The organism is Heyndrickxia sp. FSL W8-0496 (genome assembly GCF_038007825.1).
GTDB lineage: Bacteria > Bacillota > Bacilli > Bacillales > Bacillaceae_C > Heyndrickxia > Heyndrickxia oleronia.
In genome coordinates, this window is the sequence record NZ_JBBOXX010000001.1 from 1,715,631 (window position 1) to 1,732,297 (window position 16,667).

A 16,667-nucleotide genomic window follows, 5' to 3' on the forward strand; every position below is an offset into this window, starting at 1 on the left:
AGGTGAAAATGGTGTATTTACTTATAGACAAAAACACAAATGAGGTATTTTTCATTGAAGAAAAAGTTTTAGAAGTAGAAAGTGGTTATTTAGTTTTTATAGTTGGTGATCAATGGCATGAAGTACCTAAAGAATTATTTAAATGTATAGAAGCAGATGTAACAAAACCAGACGATTTTGAAAAAGGAAAGTATATTTTTGAAGATACAGAAGGATTAGTTTTGAATGAAAATTGGACAAACCAATTGTTAAATAATAGGACGATCCTTTACAAAGAATTAATCAACGAATTAAAACCAATTGAAGACTCGATTCTTGAGCTTGCTAGTTTGCTAACAGGGGGCGGTAAATAATGTTTAATGAAAACTCTGGATTAGTAACATTAGTTTTGAAAAAGTTTAGGACAGATCCGAAATACACTAGAGAAGATGTTCCAGATTTAAGTAATTTGAGGGATGTTGTTTATAAAATACTTGATTCCGAAAACGCTGAATAGGCGTATTTTTTATGCTCTAAAAAGGAAAAGACACAGTATTAAAACAACTGTGTCAGAAGATAAAGATAGAAAATAATTTTTGCAACATCAATTTCAACATTTACATTAATCCAATGTTTATATTTCTTCATGATTATCACCTCACACCATAGTAATCGTTATGAGGTTGATAAAAGTTGCGAAGAAATTGGAGGTAAAATGCAAAAACCGATTCGTATTTTCACGCCGTATAATGAGTTTATTGCTGAAATTAGCAATTACGAAAGTCTAATGTTCATACGATCATGGTCAGGTATTGGGGATCTCGAACTGAGAATCAATCGTTATAAGAAATACACAGATAAGCTTCAAAAAAGAAACATTATTGTTATAGGTGATGATAGACATAAAGCCTATCTTATCTTACACAAAGAAATTGAACTTAATGAGCAAGGTAAAGCAACAGAAAACTGGCTCATAAAAGCTTTAGAATTAAAAATTGTTATGGGTGAAAAGTTGACGTTACCACCCCTTCATACGGCTTATGACAATAAGCAAGGTCCAGCTGAAACCGTAATGAAACACTATATAAATAATAATGTGATTAATCCCATAGATATCAGAAGAAAAAACCCACAATTGTTAATGGCTGCAGACCTTAAAAGAGGAATCACCGTTAACTGGCAATCTAGATTTAAAAATCTTGGTGAAGAACTAACAGAGATTTCACTTCTTTCGGGAATAGGTTGGAATGTTAGTATGGATTATAAACAAAAGAAATGGATTTCTGATGTATTGGAAGGTAGAAATCTATCGGCCAATCAAGATACACATTCTCCGGTTATTTTTTCACCGCAATTCGATAATATTCAGAATATGAGTTTTGTAGATTCTGATTTGAATTATCGTAATGTGGCTTATGTAGCTGGACAGGGTGAAGGTGTTGAACGTCGAGTGATTGAAGTAGGGAAAGCAGAAGGTTTATTCAGATTTGAAACATTTGTAGATGCTCGTGATATTGAGGAAACGATGGAAATTGAGGTGCCGGATGGGGAAGGTGGAACTACTACTGAAACTGTACCTAGACCAGAAAAGGACATTATTAAAGACCTAACTGATCGAGGAAATCAGCAATTAGCACAGCTAACTCAAGAACATTATCTTGAAGGACAAATTATTACACATTCAAATTATAAGTACGAAGAGGACTATGATTTAGGTGATATTGTCACTTTGCAAAACAGTGATTGGGGTGTCACATTAGATTCTCGAATTACTGAAATCAAAGAAATTTATGAGGTCGGATCACCTTTCCAAATTGAAGCTACATTTGGGAACAACAGACCAACTATTTTAAAGAAAATTAAACAGTCGCTTGCTCAAATGAGTGGGGAAGTGCGGAAATAAAAGTGGAGTGGTGCCAACATGTGAACCCATCTAGAAATTTAGCTCCAAAAAGGAATAAGGCTATTATTGATCAGGGAGAATAATCGAGAGGTGAGTTGTGTGAATCGATTATTCTTTTTGGTTATGATTATTTCTTTATTTTCTTTTACTACCAAAGTTTATGCGCAACCTGAAAAGTGTCCGGTCTTATCAAATTTAGAAGAAGTAACAATAAAGGATAAACAAGAAGTAGTTAAAGCGTTAAAAACAATTATTCCTCAAACCTATGAGGTCGGGGAATCCTCTGATAATTATTCAGAATGGAATATAGTTTCGGCCGTACCCTTTCCAATGACTGTTGGTAACAAAAAGGAAGAAGATTATTATGGAATGGCTAAATATTTTTGTGGTAAAGAAATAGCTGATAAATCGTGGCTAGTACGTTTAGATTTCCCGAAGATACAAGGAGCTAGTGCAAGCCAAGGTCAACTATTTTTAGCAAAAAATAAGGAAAAGGGATGGTTTGTTTGGTTTAGATACCACTAAATAAATTATCTATAAAGTAATGCCTTGAACTGATCAAGGCAATTTTTTATGAGGCGGTGATGCCATATGGATGCAAGCCTAGCACAATATTTTTTAACCCAAGGACCCTTTGCGGTCCTTTTTGTTTGGCTTTTTTATTCTTCAAGAAAGGAAAGCCAAGAAAGAGAAAAACAGTTGTATCAAACAATTGATGATCAGAATGAGATCATTAAGAGATTTAGTACGAAATACGACATCATCATAACTAAATTAGATGATATGGAAGAGCGTTTACCCCCGAAATAATTTGATACAAATTTGAAAGGATGATAATAATGTTTGAAATCTACGACATGGCGATTATTCCGTTAATTTTAGGATTGGTTGAGTTATTTAAAAGAGGTGGTTTACCAGACAAATTTTCACCTTTTGTAGCTGTATTTTTCGGATTGTTAGCAGGCATTTTTTATTTCGATGCACCAATAAAAGAGGGAATTATTGTAGGGTTGATGCTTGGATTATCAGCTACAGGCTTATATAGTGGAACAAAAAATATAGTGAAGAGCGACAGCAAATAGTTGTTGCTCTTTTTATTTTGAAAGGAGTCACGTGCATGTCTGTATGGATAAATGATTTTATAAAAATTAATCGATATTCTAGACCAGGGTTAAAGCTAAAAGGGAGGGTAAAAGGTATCCTTCATTATACTGCGAATCCTGGCGCACCTGCTAAGAATCATGTAACGTATTTTGGCAAAACCCTAATAGAACAAAATGAAAAGCTACCTGAGGAGGAAAGGAGATTTGCTTCAGCTCATATTTTTGTAGATAAGAATGAGGCAAGATGCATTATTCCATTAGATGAGGTGTCGTATCAAGCAAACGATGGTAAATATCGAGGGATACCAGAATTAAAACCTGATGCTAATTATTTATCAATTGGGGTTGAAATGTGCCAAGAAAAAGACGGATCGTTCCATCCAGATACGATTAAAAGAACAGAGGATGTTTTCGTTGAACTCTCAAAGATGTTTGGATGGGATCCAGTAAAAGATATAGTTCGTCATTATGATGTAACACATAAAAACTGTCCGGCACCATGGGTAACAGATGGAAAGAAATTTACTGATTTCAAACAGCGAGTTGCAAATAAATTGAATGAAAAGGGAGCGGATTTATCAATGTCACAGGCTCAGGAACTACAAGAACAAATTGATGCTTTGAAAAAACAATTAGAGAAAAAAGAAGATAAACAGGAAGATATTGATACAGTAGATAAATGGGCGGAAAAAGATTGGAAAGAAGCTAAAGAAAACGGATATTATGATGGTTCAAGACCAAAAGACTTTTTGCGACGAGAAGAAGATGCTATCGTCGTGAACCGATTAAGACGAAACTTTTTAAAATTAATTGCTGAAAATGCAGCTGATATCGAAAATCTTGAAGCAAGATTAAAAGAGATTGAAAAGGAAAAGTGAAATTACCCAATCCAATAAACATAATTTAGAATAGATTATGAGTGAATAAAAATTTGTGGGATATGGAATAATTTGATTGTTTTCTCACATATTAAAATTACATCAAGACTCCACATAAATCCCTTCTCACTAGAGAGGGGGTAATTCTTGTTTAACTAAAGCCCCCTTAGCTTAAGTACATTTCTTCACAATATTTTCATTTGGTTCACCAAGACTTATCGCTTTCGCTTATATTAAGTTTTTATTTACTGCATTTCCCATTTGAATTTTCCATTATACTGTTTGAGTTGTTTTTTCACTTGTTCCAATTCATAAAAACTAGAATGCGTATTTTTGACAATTTCCTCATCCGTTTTACCTTCTTTTAGAAGACTCCTGATAAGTTCATATCTTGATGCTTCAAACTCAAAATAACCATGATATAAATTCAACATAACTGGTTGTTGCTATATAAACAATCTCTTGGTCTGTTTTGCCCATTTGTATAAGAGTTCTAACAATGCTATATCTTTGGTTTACTTGACCTGTCGCATATCCTTCTCTCCATCCGTTATCCCAAGCTATATCGTAGCATTCTTTACAAGGAAGACACTCTTCTTCCTTCTCTTTAACTAATCCCAATAGAAATGGTAATGAGATTAATGTGATAAGAAATAATGCTTGTTTCACAAAAGTCACACCTTTTTTACCTTAGTATGCCCTTTTAGTTCACTAAATGAGTCAAATACGCATTATTCATTTTCCTTTTTCAACTAAACTGCCCCATTTGTACAATAAGAAAAAAAGCATCCCTTATTAAAGGGATGCACCCGTTAGCTTAATAAGAATTTCATAAATTGTTAATTATAAGAGAAACCTGAAATGGAGGATTTTTATGAGAAAAAGCCTTTTCATATTTATTGCCTATTTAACTCTTTTCGCTTATTCACCCGTTAAAGCTGAAACCGTAACTAAAAATGATGTACAGTTGCGTGATGACGTGATTTTCATTATGCTTTATCCCTCAATTCAACAGGAATTGAAGAAGCAATATGGAGAAATTAAACAAAATATGTGTGGTAAAATAACTCAAATTAAGCAGCTGCCAATAGGTAGTTACTTATTTAATGTCACCGTGCAGGTTACAACATTTGAAGGTGCTCATAGTCCCCCACATGATTTAGTAACGATTACTTTTAGTAATGAAAAAACCATAGAGTGGCAGGCTATCGATTTCAAAAGAAGAAGGTTAAAGCCAAATGAAATAACTAAATGCAGGCATCCTTAAAAGGGTGCTGTTTTCTTTGGATATTCTTCAGCTAAACTGCCCCTTAGTAAAATAAAAAAAGCCACCTTGAAGGGTAGCTGGAGCTTATACTTTTGCCCGTGGTCAAAATTCCAAGTAACTTATTCGTTATATAATCTGGACAATAAGTTATAAGTTGGGTTTACTTCCCAAGTTTCATATGGAATAAAATACTTTGATTTCATCGCATCTAGCGTCCGAGATTTTTGTTGTGGGCGAGTAATATAATGTTCTATATTAGATTCATTTATTCCAATAAATCTAGCCTCTTTTATTTCCTCGGGTTGAATTTTTATTTCTCCACTAACATATTCAGCTTTAAAAACAACTGATAAAACGTGCTTTGTTACATTAAAATAGACACCTGTAATACCAACAGGATGTATTACAACTCCTGTCTCCTCTAAAAATTCTCTACAAACAGCCTTATCTAAGGGTTCTCCAACTTCAACATTTCCACCTGGCATTTCCCAAGTATCAGAACGCCAATGAGTCCTAAGTAATAATATCTCATCTTTATCGTTCTTTACTAGAGCAGAAACTGCAATTGTCTGTTTTGGTGGTTCATAATCCATTTAGTATCACCTCATATGTTAATTTCGGCAACATCTAATAAATTCCTTCATTAACTAACCTGCCCCCGTAAATTGAATAACTATTTAAGATATGACTTTATCGTACTAATCATAATAAGTACCAGTAACAATATATTCAGCCAAACCTCTAACCTAACTAACCACATAGCCCATTGCTTTCTTTTTAAACTAAAATAAAGGATTAAAACATAAAACAATATATTAAAAATAAAGCGTGGAATAGAAATTTCCTCAGTCCAAAGGTCAGTAAAGTCGAAAATTAAATTTATTATTGAACAGATAATATAAAGAATTAAATATAGATTAAACTTCTTTTCTTTCTTTTCTATCTCATGCTTAAATTCATACATTTATTATCACCGCATCCTGATTAAAATTCATACTATCCCCTTACAATAACAAATTTTCTATAAAAGCAAATGAAGGAAAATATCCCAATTAGTATTACTCTTATTGAACTAAGCTGCCCCTTTAGTCGAATAAGAAAAAAAGAGCTGAAAAAAAGCCCTTCTCAATAAAGAGGGATTTTTTATTTAGACAAAATGAATAATTTAATCTTTTAATGCACATAGTATAACTACTCGCCTGATATTGTGTTAATCATATTGATAAAGCTCCTTCACAGTTTTAGTGGGAGCTTTAATCATTTTATGAGACAACCCAAACAAAAATATTTAAAAATAATAAAATGTACTAATCAATAAATACTCTAGCAATAGGCCGTATAAGTATATTGGGTAATTTATTGTCTAACTCCATTGTTTTTCCCACTCATTTAAAAGTCTTCTCTTTAGAGAGAGGTTCTTTTTTTTATTTCACTAGATATAAATTACCATTTCTATATAACTTCTGAACTTCTTCAGTAATATCAATTGTATCTTCATAAATAACCTTATTAATTTCAATCAATTTATTTTCATGTTTTCTTTTGAATTGTTTAATGTAAATGTATGTATATTTAGCAGCATCTTCTGCACCGTTAAATGGGGAAAGTGTGGAAAATCTACAACCTTTTCGATAATACTTATCCTCAAATTTTAGATAAATATCAATGTTTATGGTCAAAATACTCACCTCAGTTTAATTATGAAGGTTTTTAGTTGTTATTGCCATTAAATCGTTGATATAGGTAATACTTTAATAATTCTTCAGTTCGATTTCTAAGCCTTGGATTAAAAAATCTATGGATATCCTCATACCCTTTATAGATAAAAACATATTGTGTAAATAATTCTTCAGTTTTCATCTTTTCCACTTTTATTTGATTTTGTTTCATATAACGTTTAACATCGGATAATTCTTTTTGGACAGTGATGATTGTTTTTTCTATCCATTCCATATAAGGTGATTTTAATTTTATTGGACTATCATTAATTATTTTCAAATCTTGATTAAGAACGATTATTACCATAGGTAAATATATAGCTTTTTCAATAACCGCTTGATCCTTTTCAGGGATTAATTTCATTCATTATCCCTCACTTTTTTTCTTTAATTATATACAAACGTTTGTTCTGAAATCAAGTTGAAATCGAACGGTCGTTCGTATATAATTTGTAAAAAGAGCGAATATTAAGGAGGGCAATCGATGAAAGGTTTACTTCTTAGAGCAGTTGAATCACATGAAAAGCTTGAAATGATTTATTTATCTAATAAAGGTGAGATTACTCAAAGAATTATTCAAGTAGAAAAAGTAGGGGATCAATCCTTTAGAGCATATTGCTATTCACGAAAACAGGTTCGTACATTTAAACTAAGTAACATTTTATCGATTGCACCTTTAAAGATGCATAGAAGAGGGGCATAACAACAATGAGTAATAACAACATCCATGACAGAGGTATGAAAAAATGGCACGGGTTTATGATGCCTGAGCATATAGGAGAATTAAAGCAAGCGTGGATAGAAAGTCAAAAAATAAATATGCCTTTATTTGATGAAGATAGAATTTCGGAGTTTGAACAATTGATTAGGTATGCTAAAGATTATAATTTATATGTTGAATTATCTTTATTTGATGATGGGTTTGAAAGGAAATTATTTGGTTATATAAGTTCCATTGATCAATTAAAGAAAGAAATTAAAGTAGTCTCAGAAGACGGTATAGCGAGTGTCCGATTTGATAAGATATTAAATGTAACTGTAATAGATTAAAACCGCCCATTTGGACGGTTATTTTTTATTCTTTATCTACAGTTGCATTTAAAAATCCTATTGATTTTTCAAACAAAAAATACACTTTATAACCATTGTTATTAAACTCTGAATCAGTTTCCCCACTTTCAATGAAATCATTCAAAAAACCAACATCAATACCTAATGAAAAAAGTGTAGCTGTTAGAACAGAAATGGCATCCTGATCTCCTTTATCTGGCATGGTTGCATTATAAATAATCCTTTTAAAATTTTTATCATTATCAAAAATAGCATCTAGATTATATTGAACATTGCCACTAGATTCCTGAATAAGTGTTTTCGAATAGCCTTGGTTTTCATTAAAAACTTGAAAATCTACTTCAGAAGGATTTTTCAATTGTAGTGATGTGTTTGAATTATAATCTTTCACAAATGTATTAAGTGATACTGGGAAGTTATCAAGTTTATCAATAACAGAAACTGCTTTCTTATTACTTGTTTCAAATTCTTTTGATTCAGTTTTTGCACTACTGCAACCAACTAACAACAATAAGATCATTGTTGCTATACATATTTTCTTCAATTGTTTTCTTCCTCCCTTAATTTGTATAAATCCTCTACTTTTACGTTTAAAAGCTTACAAAGTTTCAATAATTGTGGGATAGATGGATAAGTCTTTCCAGTACACCAATTAGATAAGGTGTTTTGGGATATTCCAAACATCTTACATATTTCAGGTCTACTATATTTTGATTGCTTTATCCAAGCTCCTAAAAAACAAATAATCATGTTTCATCACCCATTATATACATTCGATACAAGCTTTATGAAAACCTTTCACAATATTTTTGTGAAAATCACAATAAATTTATGATAGACATGCATTTTTATTTCAATCGCCCATACAATGAACTATACAAAGAAGGGAGAGTGAGAAGAAATGGATCCTTTCACATTTGGATTAGTATTTGTAGGTGCTACAGGCGGAGCATTAGTAGGAGTTGCTCTACTTGATAAATCTGGTATAGCAATCAATGGATCATTAGTGTCTTTCGTAATGGAGGTGGTCAAGTACGGAGGAATTTTGTATTTATTGAAAGAGTTAAGTCGGATATTTCTATAAGTATATAAATATATAGCCCTATGAAATATAAAGTGAAATATACGAATTAATCATTGCCCTACCTATCATTGAATACTTCAATGAACAATACATTTAGTGAATCTTACAATGAAGTATTCAAAGAAAAGAGGAATGAACATGTCAATGAATAATATGTTGAGGTCAATGTTTCAAAGCTTGGCAGATAGTAAGTGGAACAAAGACAGATTAAGAAGAAATCAATTTGATGAATTAAACGAACCTTTCTTATTTTCATCCAGTCATCTGAATTCTATTTTTGAAGAGTGTGAGACAAAAGAAGAATATGAATCCATTCTAGATCACATGTACAAATTTGATGCTTGTGAAATTGATAGTTACAAGGCGATTGAAAATAAAATTATTGATAAGTTGTGGTGAAAAGGAGGTTTAATAATGATTGAGTGGTTAGCAATTCCAGCGGTTGCGGTTGGTGCAGCACTTTTTCCAAAGAAACAAATATCCGATGTAAAAAAGATTCAAACCATATTTGAAAATAGAAAAGTAGGTATCAAAAAGGATGATTCATTTTTATATCCAAAATTGTACAAAAAACATGATAATGAACAGTATTCAACTTACTTATATACATTACCCTTGGGAATACCTTCAGAAGCATTTGAAACCATAAAATCAGCTATTGTAGACGGTCTAAACAAGGATATTGAAATAGAGTATGATGGTCTTTTGAAAATTAAAGTTTATAAGCAAAAGTTGCCGGAAAAATGGTCATACACAGATGATTTATTGAATGAGGGAAAATGGGAAATACCCATTGGAAGAAATCACGAAGGCATCTTATATCATGACTTTGATAAATATCCTCATATGCTTGTAGGTGGTGTAACAAGGTTTGGTAAAACAGTATTAATCAAAGAGATGTTTTATTCATTACTCATGAATCAAATGGAGAATGTAGAATTTTATATTCTGGATTTAAAAGGTGGAATGGAGTTTGGTCATTATATTGGTATTCCACAAGTCAAAGAGGTATCGAGTGATATATTCGAATCTACAGAGTTACTCTCCACAATCATTGAAGATTTGAAAGGACGTCAGAAATTCATGAGATCAAAGCAATATACCAATATTGTTGATACATCTATCCAGAAAAGAACATTTATCATCGTGGATGAGGGTGCAGAACTATCTCCAAATATTGTGGAAGGAGATTCGAGGAAATATGCAAAGTTTTGTCAGGCAGCATTATCTGAAATTGCTCGTATCGGTGGAGCATTAGGATATAGATTAATCTTTTGTACTCAATATCCAACTAAGGAAGCAGTGCCAATGCAAGTAAAAATGAATATTGTGGCCAGATTATCTTTTATTGCTGCAGCTCAAATTGCAAGTCGAGTTATCCTGGACGATATAGGAGCTGAAGATCTTCCTTCAATACCAGGTAGAGCCATTTACAAAATAGAAAAGAATCGTACCATTCAAGTTCCATATATTGATGATAAATATATGTTTAGCAAGTTGGAGGGGAAACAAGATGCTATTATCAACGCAGTCAAGGATAGAAAGTCTACTAACAACAATTGACCAACTTGGAATGGTTACAATCAGGCAATTAAGGCAAAAGCATGACTTGAAAAGTTATCGAAATGCATGTAGGGTTGTTAAACAACTGGAACCATACGTTCATACGACTTTTTTTTATAAAGAAAAAGTCCTTTATTTGAATAAAAATGGTATAGATTTAATTGGATCAACTAAAGTTATTAAACGTAATCCAGCCTTTATAAAACATAGTCTGTTAGCAAATGAAGTATATTTTCATTTCAATTGTCCATTAGATTGGAAAAGAGAACACATAATTGAACTCGAATCAATTAAACAAGGAATTATCTTCAGTGGATTAAATCTGACTTACAAGAAAGTAATTGCTGATGCTAAATTTGAACGTAATGGATATATGCACTTAATAGAAATTGATAACGCCCGAAAAATGATTGAAAATCACAAGAAAATTGATTCGTATGTTGAAGTAATGAAAAATATAAAACAAACTATACCTGTCTTGTATGTATTTACTATTAGTAAAGATCGAAAGAGAAAATTCGAGTCCTGGATCAAACAAAATAATCTTAGAGCTCATGTCTACACTTTTGATGAGATTAGATAAGACCCATAAACTCATCATCAAAGTAAAGCTTGTCCATTATCTTGTTAACAATCCCATTAAAGTATCCAAATTTATTCTTAATACTCATTCCACCTTTAACCTTCATAACCAACTCTTTTAGTGCCTTAATTCCAATATGTAATTCTTGTTTATCAGTAAATGCTCGAGTGCCTTCCACATGATTGATGATAGGATTGTTCTGTTTAACTACTTTCCAAAATTCATTAATAGTTTTAGCTTCATGATAGAAACAGTTAGCAAGCTTTCCAAATTGTTCTGGAACCCAAGAAGCAATAAAATTAGCTTGAGCAAATGAAACGATTGTTTTACGTTTATTATTAATATTTTGTTTTAAAGAACTAGAAGTAGTTTTAATGGCCGGACACTTCTCGGACTTTTTAGGAGGGGTCTTGTCGGACACATCATTTTTAGCTGGAATGATCTGGATTGCATTAGCAGTTTGAAGCATATCAGATTTTCTTTTCATGGGTATTTGACGGATCATTCCTAGTTCCTCTAATTTTTTCATTAAGCGTTGTACAGTTTTATAAGATAGTTCTAACTTATCAGCAATAGTGTTTTTAGACATGTAGCTAACACCGATTTGCTTGCAGCTATGGCGCTTTAATACTTCCAGTAATGCAATTAGTCTAGTTTGTACGTCAGAACGACTCACTGACGATTTGATGATTTCTCTATAAATACGAACAGTTTTATTCATATCTTCAATACAGTCAAATGTTGAAAGATTGTGGAAGGAATCCACACTTGCGACAATTTTGATTAGTTTCTTCATATTAATATGTCTCCTTTTTAGGAAACAAAAAAGCAACGGCCTGTTTAAGCAAACCGTTGCTTATCAACTCATGATGTAATAAACTACACCTAAGAGGTACAGCAAGTGTTTGCCTATCGTGAGTAGGCGGACGGTATAAGAAGTGCTACCAACACTACTTATACACGCTGTGCTTTTTTGTTTTCAAGTGATATGTTTTTTTACACATTTTTTTCACACCACTTCAAAGAAACATTGATATACTAGGCTTTATAAGGAGTAATTAACGTCTGCCTGGGACGCCATTCTTATTTACCTAAAGCCTACTGTTAAGTAAGCTTTTTTTTGTTGTGGAAGGAAATAGCTAATCGTTTTTGTAATCATGTGTTCATTCATGCTACACTTGTTTTACTTTTATAAATAAAGGCGGTTTTTTTGATGAACAGCAATGATAAAGGACCCAAGGATAAACAGAAAATAATTCCCTTTCCTTTTTTAAAGGATCGTCTAATGGAGCTTGGTCTTGAACATTTACATCATCACCGATATGCGGAAGCAGTAAATTTATTAAGACAAGCAAATGAAATGGATCCTAGTAATCAGGAAATTAGTACTGCATATCTCTTAGCCCTGTATGAAAACGGTGATTTTGAGGAAGCGAAGGAGTTATGTTTAAAATTATTGCAACAGGGAATTGGAGATTATTTTGAAATAAATGATGTGTACATTATGATTTTAATTCAAATGGGTGATCATGATGCTGTAGTACATACAATAAAGGCATTAATAGATGAAAAAGAAGTCCCTTTCGATAAATTGGATCATTATGAAAAACTACTTCAATTCAGTCAAACTCGAATGGACAATCCGTTTGAAAGTAGAAAACGTGTAGATCACGAGCCTTTATTTTCGTCAAATGATATGAAGGAAAATATGTTTAAAATTGCCCAATTGGCAAACCAAAATATTTATCCTTATATAGACGAATTATTGGAGCATCTTCAAAATGAACGCGAACACCCATTTATACAGACTATGATATTAAATGTTTTACGGGAACATCACTTTAACAGACAGGTAACGGTAAAGAAGTTTCATTATGATGGAGAAATTTCTCCTGATCAAATTAAACCGGTTTTTGAAACTCCGTTCTATTTAGAGCTAACGAACTTTTTAAAGGAAAAAATAGAGCATGAAAATCCAACTTTGTTTTCACAAATGAAAGAAATTTTGGATCGACACTTTTTCCTACTTTACCCTTTTGAATTATCTCCCAAAAATAAAGCATTATGGGCAGCTGCATTATATGGTTATGTCGGAAAGCTCTATGGGGATAATATAGATATTGATAAAATAGCAACTAAATTTGAAGCGGATGCTGAGAGTCTAGCAAATTCGATTGACTTTATTGAAAGACTTGAAGAAATTTCTTTACCGATTCTATAGCTCCTTCTTGAAACGGAGATAACGTGTGTTATAATGAAAGGGTTGTAATGTATTTTCATTTAAAAAGTAATGGCATTAATTAGAGGAATTATCTATCAAATCTGTTCATTACACTATCAAAATATAGATTGTTGGAGGGAAAGGTATGTCAGCAAAATGGGAAAAGCTTGAAGGTAACCAAGGTGTACTTACTGTAGAAGTTGATGCGGATACAGTAAAAGCTGGTTTAGATGAAGCTTTCAAAAAAGTAGTAAAACAAGTAAATGTTCCAGGATTCCGTAAAGGAAAAATGCCACGCGGAATGTTCGAACAACGTTTTGGTGTGGAATCTTTATACCAAGATGCTTTAGATGTGATTCTACCGGATGCATATGCAAAAGCAATTGAAGAAACAGGGATTGAGCCTGTAGATCGTCCTGAAATTGATATCGAGCAAATGGAAAAAGGAAAAGAACTAATCTTTAAAGCTACTGTTACAGTAAAACCAGAAGTTAAACTGGGTGAATACAAAGGCTTAGAAGTTGAAAAATTTGATACTGAAGTAACAGATGAAGATGTAGAGAATGAATTAAAAACATTACAAGAACGTCATGCAGAACTTGTTCTTAAAGAAGAAGGCGCTGCTGAAGATGGCGATACAGTAGTGATTGATTTTGAAGGTTTTGTTGATGGTGAAGCCTTCGAAGGTGGGAAAGCAGAAAACTATTCTCTAGTACTTGGATCAAATAGTTTCATTCCTGGTTTTGAAGAACAATTAGTTGGTGTAAAAGCTGGGGAAGAAAAAGATGTAGAAGTAACATTCCCAGAGGAATATCACGCTGCAGAATTAGCTGGCAAACCAGCTACGTTTAAAGTAACAGTTCATGAAATTAAAACTAAAGAACTTCCTGAATTAGATGATGAGTTCGCTAAAGATGTGGATAGTGAAGTTGAAACTCTTGCTGAACTTAAAGAAAAAACTAAAGCTAATTTAAAACATTCTAAAGAGCATGAAGCAGAGCATGCAGTTCAAGATGCAGTTGTAGAAAAAGCTACTGAAAATGCTGAAATGGATATTCCTGAAGCAATGATTACAACTGAAGTTGATCGTATGATGCAAGAATTTGCTCAACGTTTACAAATGCAAGGAATGAACCTTGACTTATACTTCCAATTCTCTGGTCAAGATGAACAAGCATTACGTGAACAAATGAAAGAAGACGCAACAAAACGTGTTCGTATGAATCTTACATTAGAAGCGATTGCTGAAGCTGAAAAAATTGAAGTTTCTGATGAAGAAGCTGAAGAAGAAATTACTAAAATGTCTGGTATGTACAACATGTCTGTTGAAGATATCAAAAATGCACTTGGTGGATTAGATACAGTCAAAAAAGATGTGAAAATTCGTAAAGCAGTCGAATTTCTTGTACAAAACAGCAAAACTGTTGCATAATATATAGAAAAGCGGAGGCGACTTGAACAGCCCCGACAAGCAAATGTTCTGATGCAAAAAAGTCTGTAGTTTGACTTTTCTTGCATCAGGTTATTTGACCTCGAGGGGCTAGGAGCCGGAGCTAGACAATATAGAAAAGCGGAGGCGACTTTGCCTCATAAGAAAATAGGTTGTAAATGGAACAAGGCACGACTTTTCGTGCCTTGTTTTATAAAAATTTTTATATTATACATAAAAGCAATAAAAATATTTATACATATGAGGAATATTTCATTTATTTTCGGGAAAATCTGGAGTAAGTAGGAAAATAAACTATCGACGTCGAAATAGTTAGTAGAGCTTAAAACTTCCTGTCAGGCATATAAATGTGATACAATCCAATACATAATTGTTTTAAGTACAACGGAACAGCCATTTTTTTGAAAAGAATAAAATAATTAGGAGTTTATCTCATAACAAATAAAAAGTACTATATCATCCATTATGATATATTATTTTTATTTTATAAAATGAATTCTTTTCAAGATAATACTTAGTAAGTAAGTCTTTATAAGGGGTGAATCTCATTGTTTAAATTCAACGATGAAAAACAACAGCTAAAATGTTCGTTTTGTGGTAAAACACAGGATCAGGTTCGTAAATTAGTTGCCGGACCAGGTGTATATATATGTGATGAGTGTATTGAGCTATGTACAGAAATTGTAGAAGAAGAGCTTGGTACAGAAGAAGAGGTTGAATTTAAAGATATACCAAAGCCATTAGAAATCCGTGAAATATTAAAAGAATATGTAATCGGTCAGGATCAAGCAAAAAAATCATTAGCAGTAGCAGTATATAATCATTACAAACGTATTAACTCAAATAGCAAGATTGATGATGTTGAACTTGCTAAAAGTAATATTTGTTTAATCGGACCTACTGGAAGTGGGAAAACCCTTCTTGCCCAAACTTTGGCAAGAATCTTGAATGTTCCATTTGCAATTGCTGATGCTACTTCATTAACAGAAGCAGGGTATGTAGGGGAAGATGTTGAAAATATCTTATTAAAATTAATCCAAGCTGCTGATTATGATGTTGAAAAGGCTGAAAAGGGTATTATCTATATTGATGAAATTGATAAGGTAGCACGTAAATCAGAAAATCCATCAATTACAAGAGACGTTTCTGGTGAAGGTGTACAACAAGCTTTATTAAAAATTCTTGAAGGCACTGTTGCAAGTGTTCCTCCACAAGGTGGTCGTAAACATCCACATCAAGAATTTATTCAAATTGATACGACAAATATTTTATTTATTTGTGGTGGAGCCTTTGATGGAATTGAACAAATTATTAAGCGACGTCTTGGACAGAAGGTTATTGGATTTGGTGGCGAAAATAAATCAGCTGATATTGAAGATAAAAAATTATTGTCCAAAGTCTTACCAGAGGATTTACTGAAATTTGGTTTGATTCCTGAATTTATTGGACGCTTACCTATTATTGCAAGTTTAGAGCCACTTGATGAAGAAGCGTTAATTGAAATCTTAACAAAGCCAAAGAACGCATTAGTTAAACAATACCGTAAAATGCTTGAACTAGATGATGTAGAACTTGAGTTTGAAGACAGTGCATTAAAAGAAATTGCGGCACGTGCAATTGAAAGAAAAACTGGCGCGCGTGGTTTACGTTCAATCATCGAGAGTATTATGCTTGATGTAATGTTTGACTTACCTTCACGAAGTGATATTAAAAAATGTATTGTAACAAAAGAAGCCGTACTAAATTCAGAACCACCAAAATTAATATTAGAAGATGGAACGGTTGTTGAAGGAAACGAACAAACGAAAACTGCCTAAATATAAAAAGCCTAGCGTAAATGTCGCTAG

24 protein-coding genes are annotated in these 16,667 nt (G+C 32.5%); 17 read left to right on the forward strand and 7 right to left on the reverse strand.

Going from position 1 to position 16,667, the window contains the following annotated elements:
• Positions 1-8: 8 nt before the first annotated feature.
• The 7 genes from NST63_RS08610 (at position 9) to NST63_RS08640 (ending at position 3,863) form a co-directional block, all read left to right on the forward strand.
• Positions 9-353: a hypothetical protein gene (locus NST63_RS08610; protein ID WP_341041872.1), complete on the forward strand. Its 345-nt coding sequence runs from the start codon at positions 9-11 to the stop codon at positions 351-353.
• Entirely contained in the window at positions 353-496 is a 144-nt protein-coding gene (locus tag NST63_RS08615) for a hypothetical protein (protein WP_341041873.1), read from the forward strand. The genes NST63_RS08610 and NST63_RS08615 overlap by 1 nt, the downstream gene beginning before the upstream one ends.
• A gap of 198 nt (positions 497-694) precedes the next feature.
• Entirely contained in the window at positions 695-1,882 is a 1,188-nt protein-coding gene (locus tag NST63_RS08620; protein ID WP_341041874.1) for a siphovirus ReqiPepy6 Gp37-like family protein, read from the forward strand.
• Between the two features lie 99 nt (positions 1,883-1,981).
• Positions 1,982-2,407 carry a hypothetical protein gene (locus NST63_RS08625; RefSeq protein WP_341041875.1) on the forward strand — a complete coding sequence of 142 codons (426 nt, stop codon included), beginning with the start codon at positions 1,982-1,984 and terminating at the stop codon, positions 2,405-2,407.
• A 66-nt stretch (positions 2,408-2,473) separates the two neighbouring features.
• Positions 2,474-2,692 (forward strand): BhlA/UviB family holin-like peptide, encoded by a 219-nt coding sequence (locus tag NST63_RS08630; RefSeq protein ID WP_341041876.1) that lies wholly within the window; start codon positions 2,474-2,476, stop codon positions 2,690-2,692.
• Positions 2,693-2,721: 29 nt separating this feature from the next.
• Entirely contained in the window at positions 2,722-2,964 is a 243-nt protein-coding gene (locus NST63_RS08635) for a hypothetical protein (protein ID WP_341041878.1), read from the forward strand.
• Positions 2,965-2,999: 35 nt separating this feature from the next.
• On the forward strand, positions 3,000-3,863 hold the full coding sequence (locus tag NST63_RS08640) for an N-acetylmuramoyl-L-alanine amidase (RefSeq protein WP_341041879.1): 864 nt from the start codon (positions 3,000-3,002) through the stop codon (positions 3,861-3,863).
• A gap of 405 nt (positions 3,864-4,268) precedes the next feature.
• Here the strand turns inward: NST63_RS08640 and NST63_RS08645 are convergent, their stop codons facing one another.
• On the reverse strand, positions 4,269-4,532 hold the full coding sequence (locus tag NST63_RS08645; RefSeq protein WP_341041881.1) for a hypothetical protein: 264 nt from the start codon (positions 4,530-4,532) through the stop codon (positions 4,269-4,271).
• A gap of 205 nt (positions 4,533-4,737) precedes the next feature.
• Here NST63_RS08645 and NST63_RS08650 point away from each other — a divergent pair, with 205 nt between their 5' ends.
• Positions 4,738-5,130 (forward strand): DUF3888 domain-containing protein, encoded by a 393-nt coding sequence (locus NST63_RS08650; protein ID WP_341041882.1) that lies wholly within the window; start codon positions 4,738-4,740, stop codon positions 5,128-5,130.
• Positions 5,131-5,249: 119 nt separating this feature from the next.
• Here the strand turns inward: NST63_RS08650 and NST63_RS08655 are convergent, their stop codons facing one another.
• The 3 genes from NST63_RS08655 to NST63_RS08665 all read right to left on the reverse strand — a co-directional run bounded on the left by NST63_RS08655 (position 5,250) and on the right by NST63_RS08665 (position 7,212).
• The gene (locus tag NST63_RS08655) at positions 5,250-5,723 is read right to left on the reverse strand and encodes an NUDIX hydrolase (protein WP_341041884.1); all 474 of its coding nucleotides are present in this window, start codon (positions 5,721-5,723) and stop codon (positions 5,250-5,252) included.
• Positions 5,724-6,554: 831 nt separating this feature from the next.
• On the reverse strand, positions 6,555-6,809 hold the full coding sequence (locus NST63_RS08660) for a hypothetical protein (RefSeq protein ID WP_341041885.1): 255 nt from the start codon (positions 6,807-6,809) through the stop codon (positions 6,555-6,557).
• A gap of 31 nt (positions 6,810-6,840) precedes the next feature.
• On the reverse strand, positions 6,841-7,212 hold the full coding sequence (locus NST63_RS08665) for a hypothetical protein (protein ID WP_341041887.1): 372 nt from the start codon (positions 7,210-7,212) through the stop codon (positions 6,841-6,843).
• A 120-nt stretch (positions 7,213-7,332) separates the two neighbouring features.
• On the opposite strand from NST63_RS08665, the gene NST63_RS08670 reads away from it, so the two are divergent.
• Together NST63_RS08670 and NST63_RS08675 are read left to right on the forward strand one after the other, a co-directional pair.
• Positions 7,333-7,551: a WYL domain-containing protein gene (locus NST63_RS08670; RefSeq protein WP_341041888.1), complete on the forward strand. Its 219-nt coding sequence runs from the start codon at positions 7,333-7,335 to the stop codon at positions 7,549-7,551.
• Between the two features lie 5 nt (positions 7,552-7,556).
• The gene (locus tag NST63_RS08675) at positions 7,557-7,898 is read left to right on the forward strand and encodes a YolD-like family protein (protein WP_341041890.1); all 342 of its coding nucleotides are present in this window, start codon (positions 7,557-7,559) and stop codon (positions 7,896-7,898) included.
• Positions 7,899-7,923: 25 nt separating this feature from the next.
• Here the strand turns inward: NST63_RS08675 and NST63_RS08680 are convergent, their stop codons facing one another.
• The gene (locus tag NST63_RS08680; RefSeq protein ID WP_341041891.1) at positions 7,924-8,463 is read right to left on the reverse strand and encodes a hypothetical protein; all 540 of its coding nucleotides are present in this window, start codon (positions 8,461-8,463) and stop codon (positions 7,924-7,926) included.
• Complete coding sequence (locus tag NST63_RS08685; RefSeq protein WP_341041892.1) at positions 8,460-8,669, reverse strand: helix-turn-helix transcriptional regulator; 210 nt, start codon at positions 8,667-8,669, stop codon at positions 8,460-8,462. The genes NST63_RS08680 and NST63_RS08685 overlap by 4 nt, the downstream gene beginning before the upstream one ends.
• Positions 8,670-8,820: 151 nt before the next feature.
• On the opposite strand from NST63_RS08685, the gene NST63_RS08690 reads away from it, so the two are divergent.
• From NST63_RS08690 to NST63_RS08705, 4 genes are all read left to right on the forward strand, one after another.
• Positions 8,821-9,003: a hypothetical protein gene (locus NST63_RS08690; protein WP_180212453.1), complete on the forward strand. Its 183-nt coding sequence runs from the start codon at positions 8,821-8,823 to the stop codon at positions 9,001-9,003.
• A gap of 138 nt (positions 9,004-9,141) precedes the next feature.
• Positions 9,142-9,402 carry a hypothetical protein gene (locus tag NST63_RS08695; RefSeq protein ID WP_341041894.1) on the forward strand — a complete coding sequence of 87 codons (261 nt, stop codon included), beginning with the start codon at positions 9,142-9,144 and terminating at the stop codon, positions 9,400-9,402.
• Between the two features lie 15 nt (positions 9,403-9,417).
• Positions 9,418-10,566 carry an FtsK/SpoIIIE domain-containing protein gene (locus NST63_RS08700; RefSeq protein ID WP_341041895.1) on the forward strand — a complete coding sequence of 383 codons (1,149 nt, stop codon included), beginning with the start codon at positions 9,418-9,420 and terminating at the stop codon, positions 10,564-10,566.
• Complete coding sequence (locus tag NST63_RS08705) at positions 10,517-11,149, forward strand: hypothetical protein (RefSeq protein WP_341041896.1); 633 nt, start codon at positions 10,517-10,519, stop codon at positions 11,147-11,149. Before NST63_RS08700 ends, NST63_RS08705 begins: the two co-directional genes overlap by 50 nt.
• On the opposite strand, the gene NST63_RS08710 is transcribed toward NST63_RS08705, so the two are convergent.
• The gene (locus NST63_RS08710) at positions 11,142-11,945 is read right to left on the reverse strand and encodes a helix-turn-helix domain-containing protein (protein ID WP_341041897.1); all 804 of its coding nucleotides are present in this window, start codon (positions 11,943-11,945) and stop codon (positions 11,142-11,144) included. The two genes, NST63_RS08705 and NST63_RS08710, sit on opposite strands and share 8 nt — an antisense overlap.
• Positions 11,946-12,362: 417 nt before the next feature.
• On the opposite strand from NST63_RS08710, the gene NST63_RS08715 reads away from it, so the two are divergent.
• From NST63_RS08715 to clpX, 3 genes are all read left to right on the forward strand, one after another.
• Positions 12,363-13,370: a tetratricopeptide repeat protein gene (locus NST63_RS08715; protein ID WP_341041899.1), complete on the forward strand. Its 1,008-nt coding sequence runs from the start codon at positions 12,363-12,365 to the stop codon at positions 13,368-13,370.
• 145 nt (positions 13,371-13,515) lie between these two features.
• Positions 13,516-14,802 (forward strand): trigger factor, encoded by a 1,287-nt coding sequence (gene tig, locus NST63_RS08720; protein WP_078110051.1) that lies wholly within the window; start codon positions 13,516-13,518, stop codon positions 14,800-14,802.
• A gap of 566 nt (positions 14,803-15,368) precedes the next feature.
• Positions 15,369-16,637 carry an ATP-dependent protease ATP-binding subunit ClpX gene (gene clpX / locus NST63_RS08725; protein WP_058002016.1) on the forward strand — a complete coding sequence of 423 codons (1,269 nt, stop codon included), beginning with the start codon at positions 15,369-15,371 and terminating at the stop codon, positions 16,635-16,637.
• The last annotated feature ends 30 nt before the right edge of the window (positions 16,638-16,667 follow it).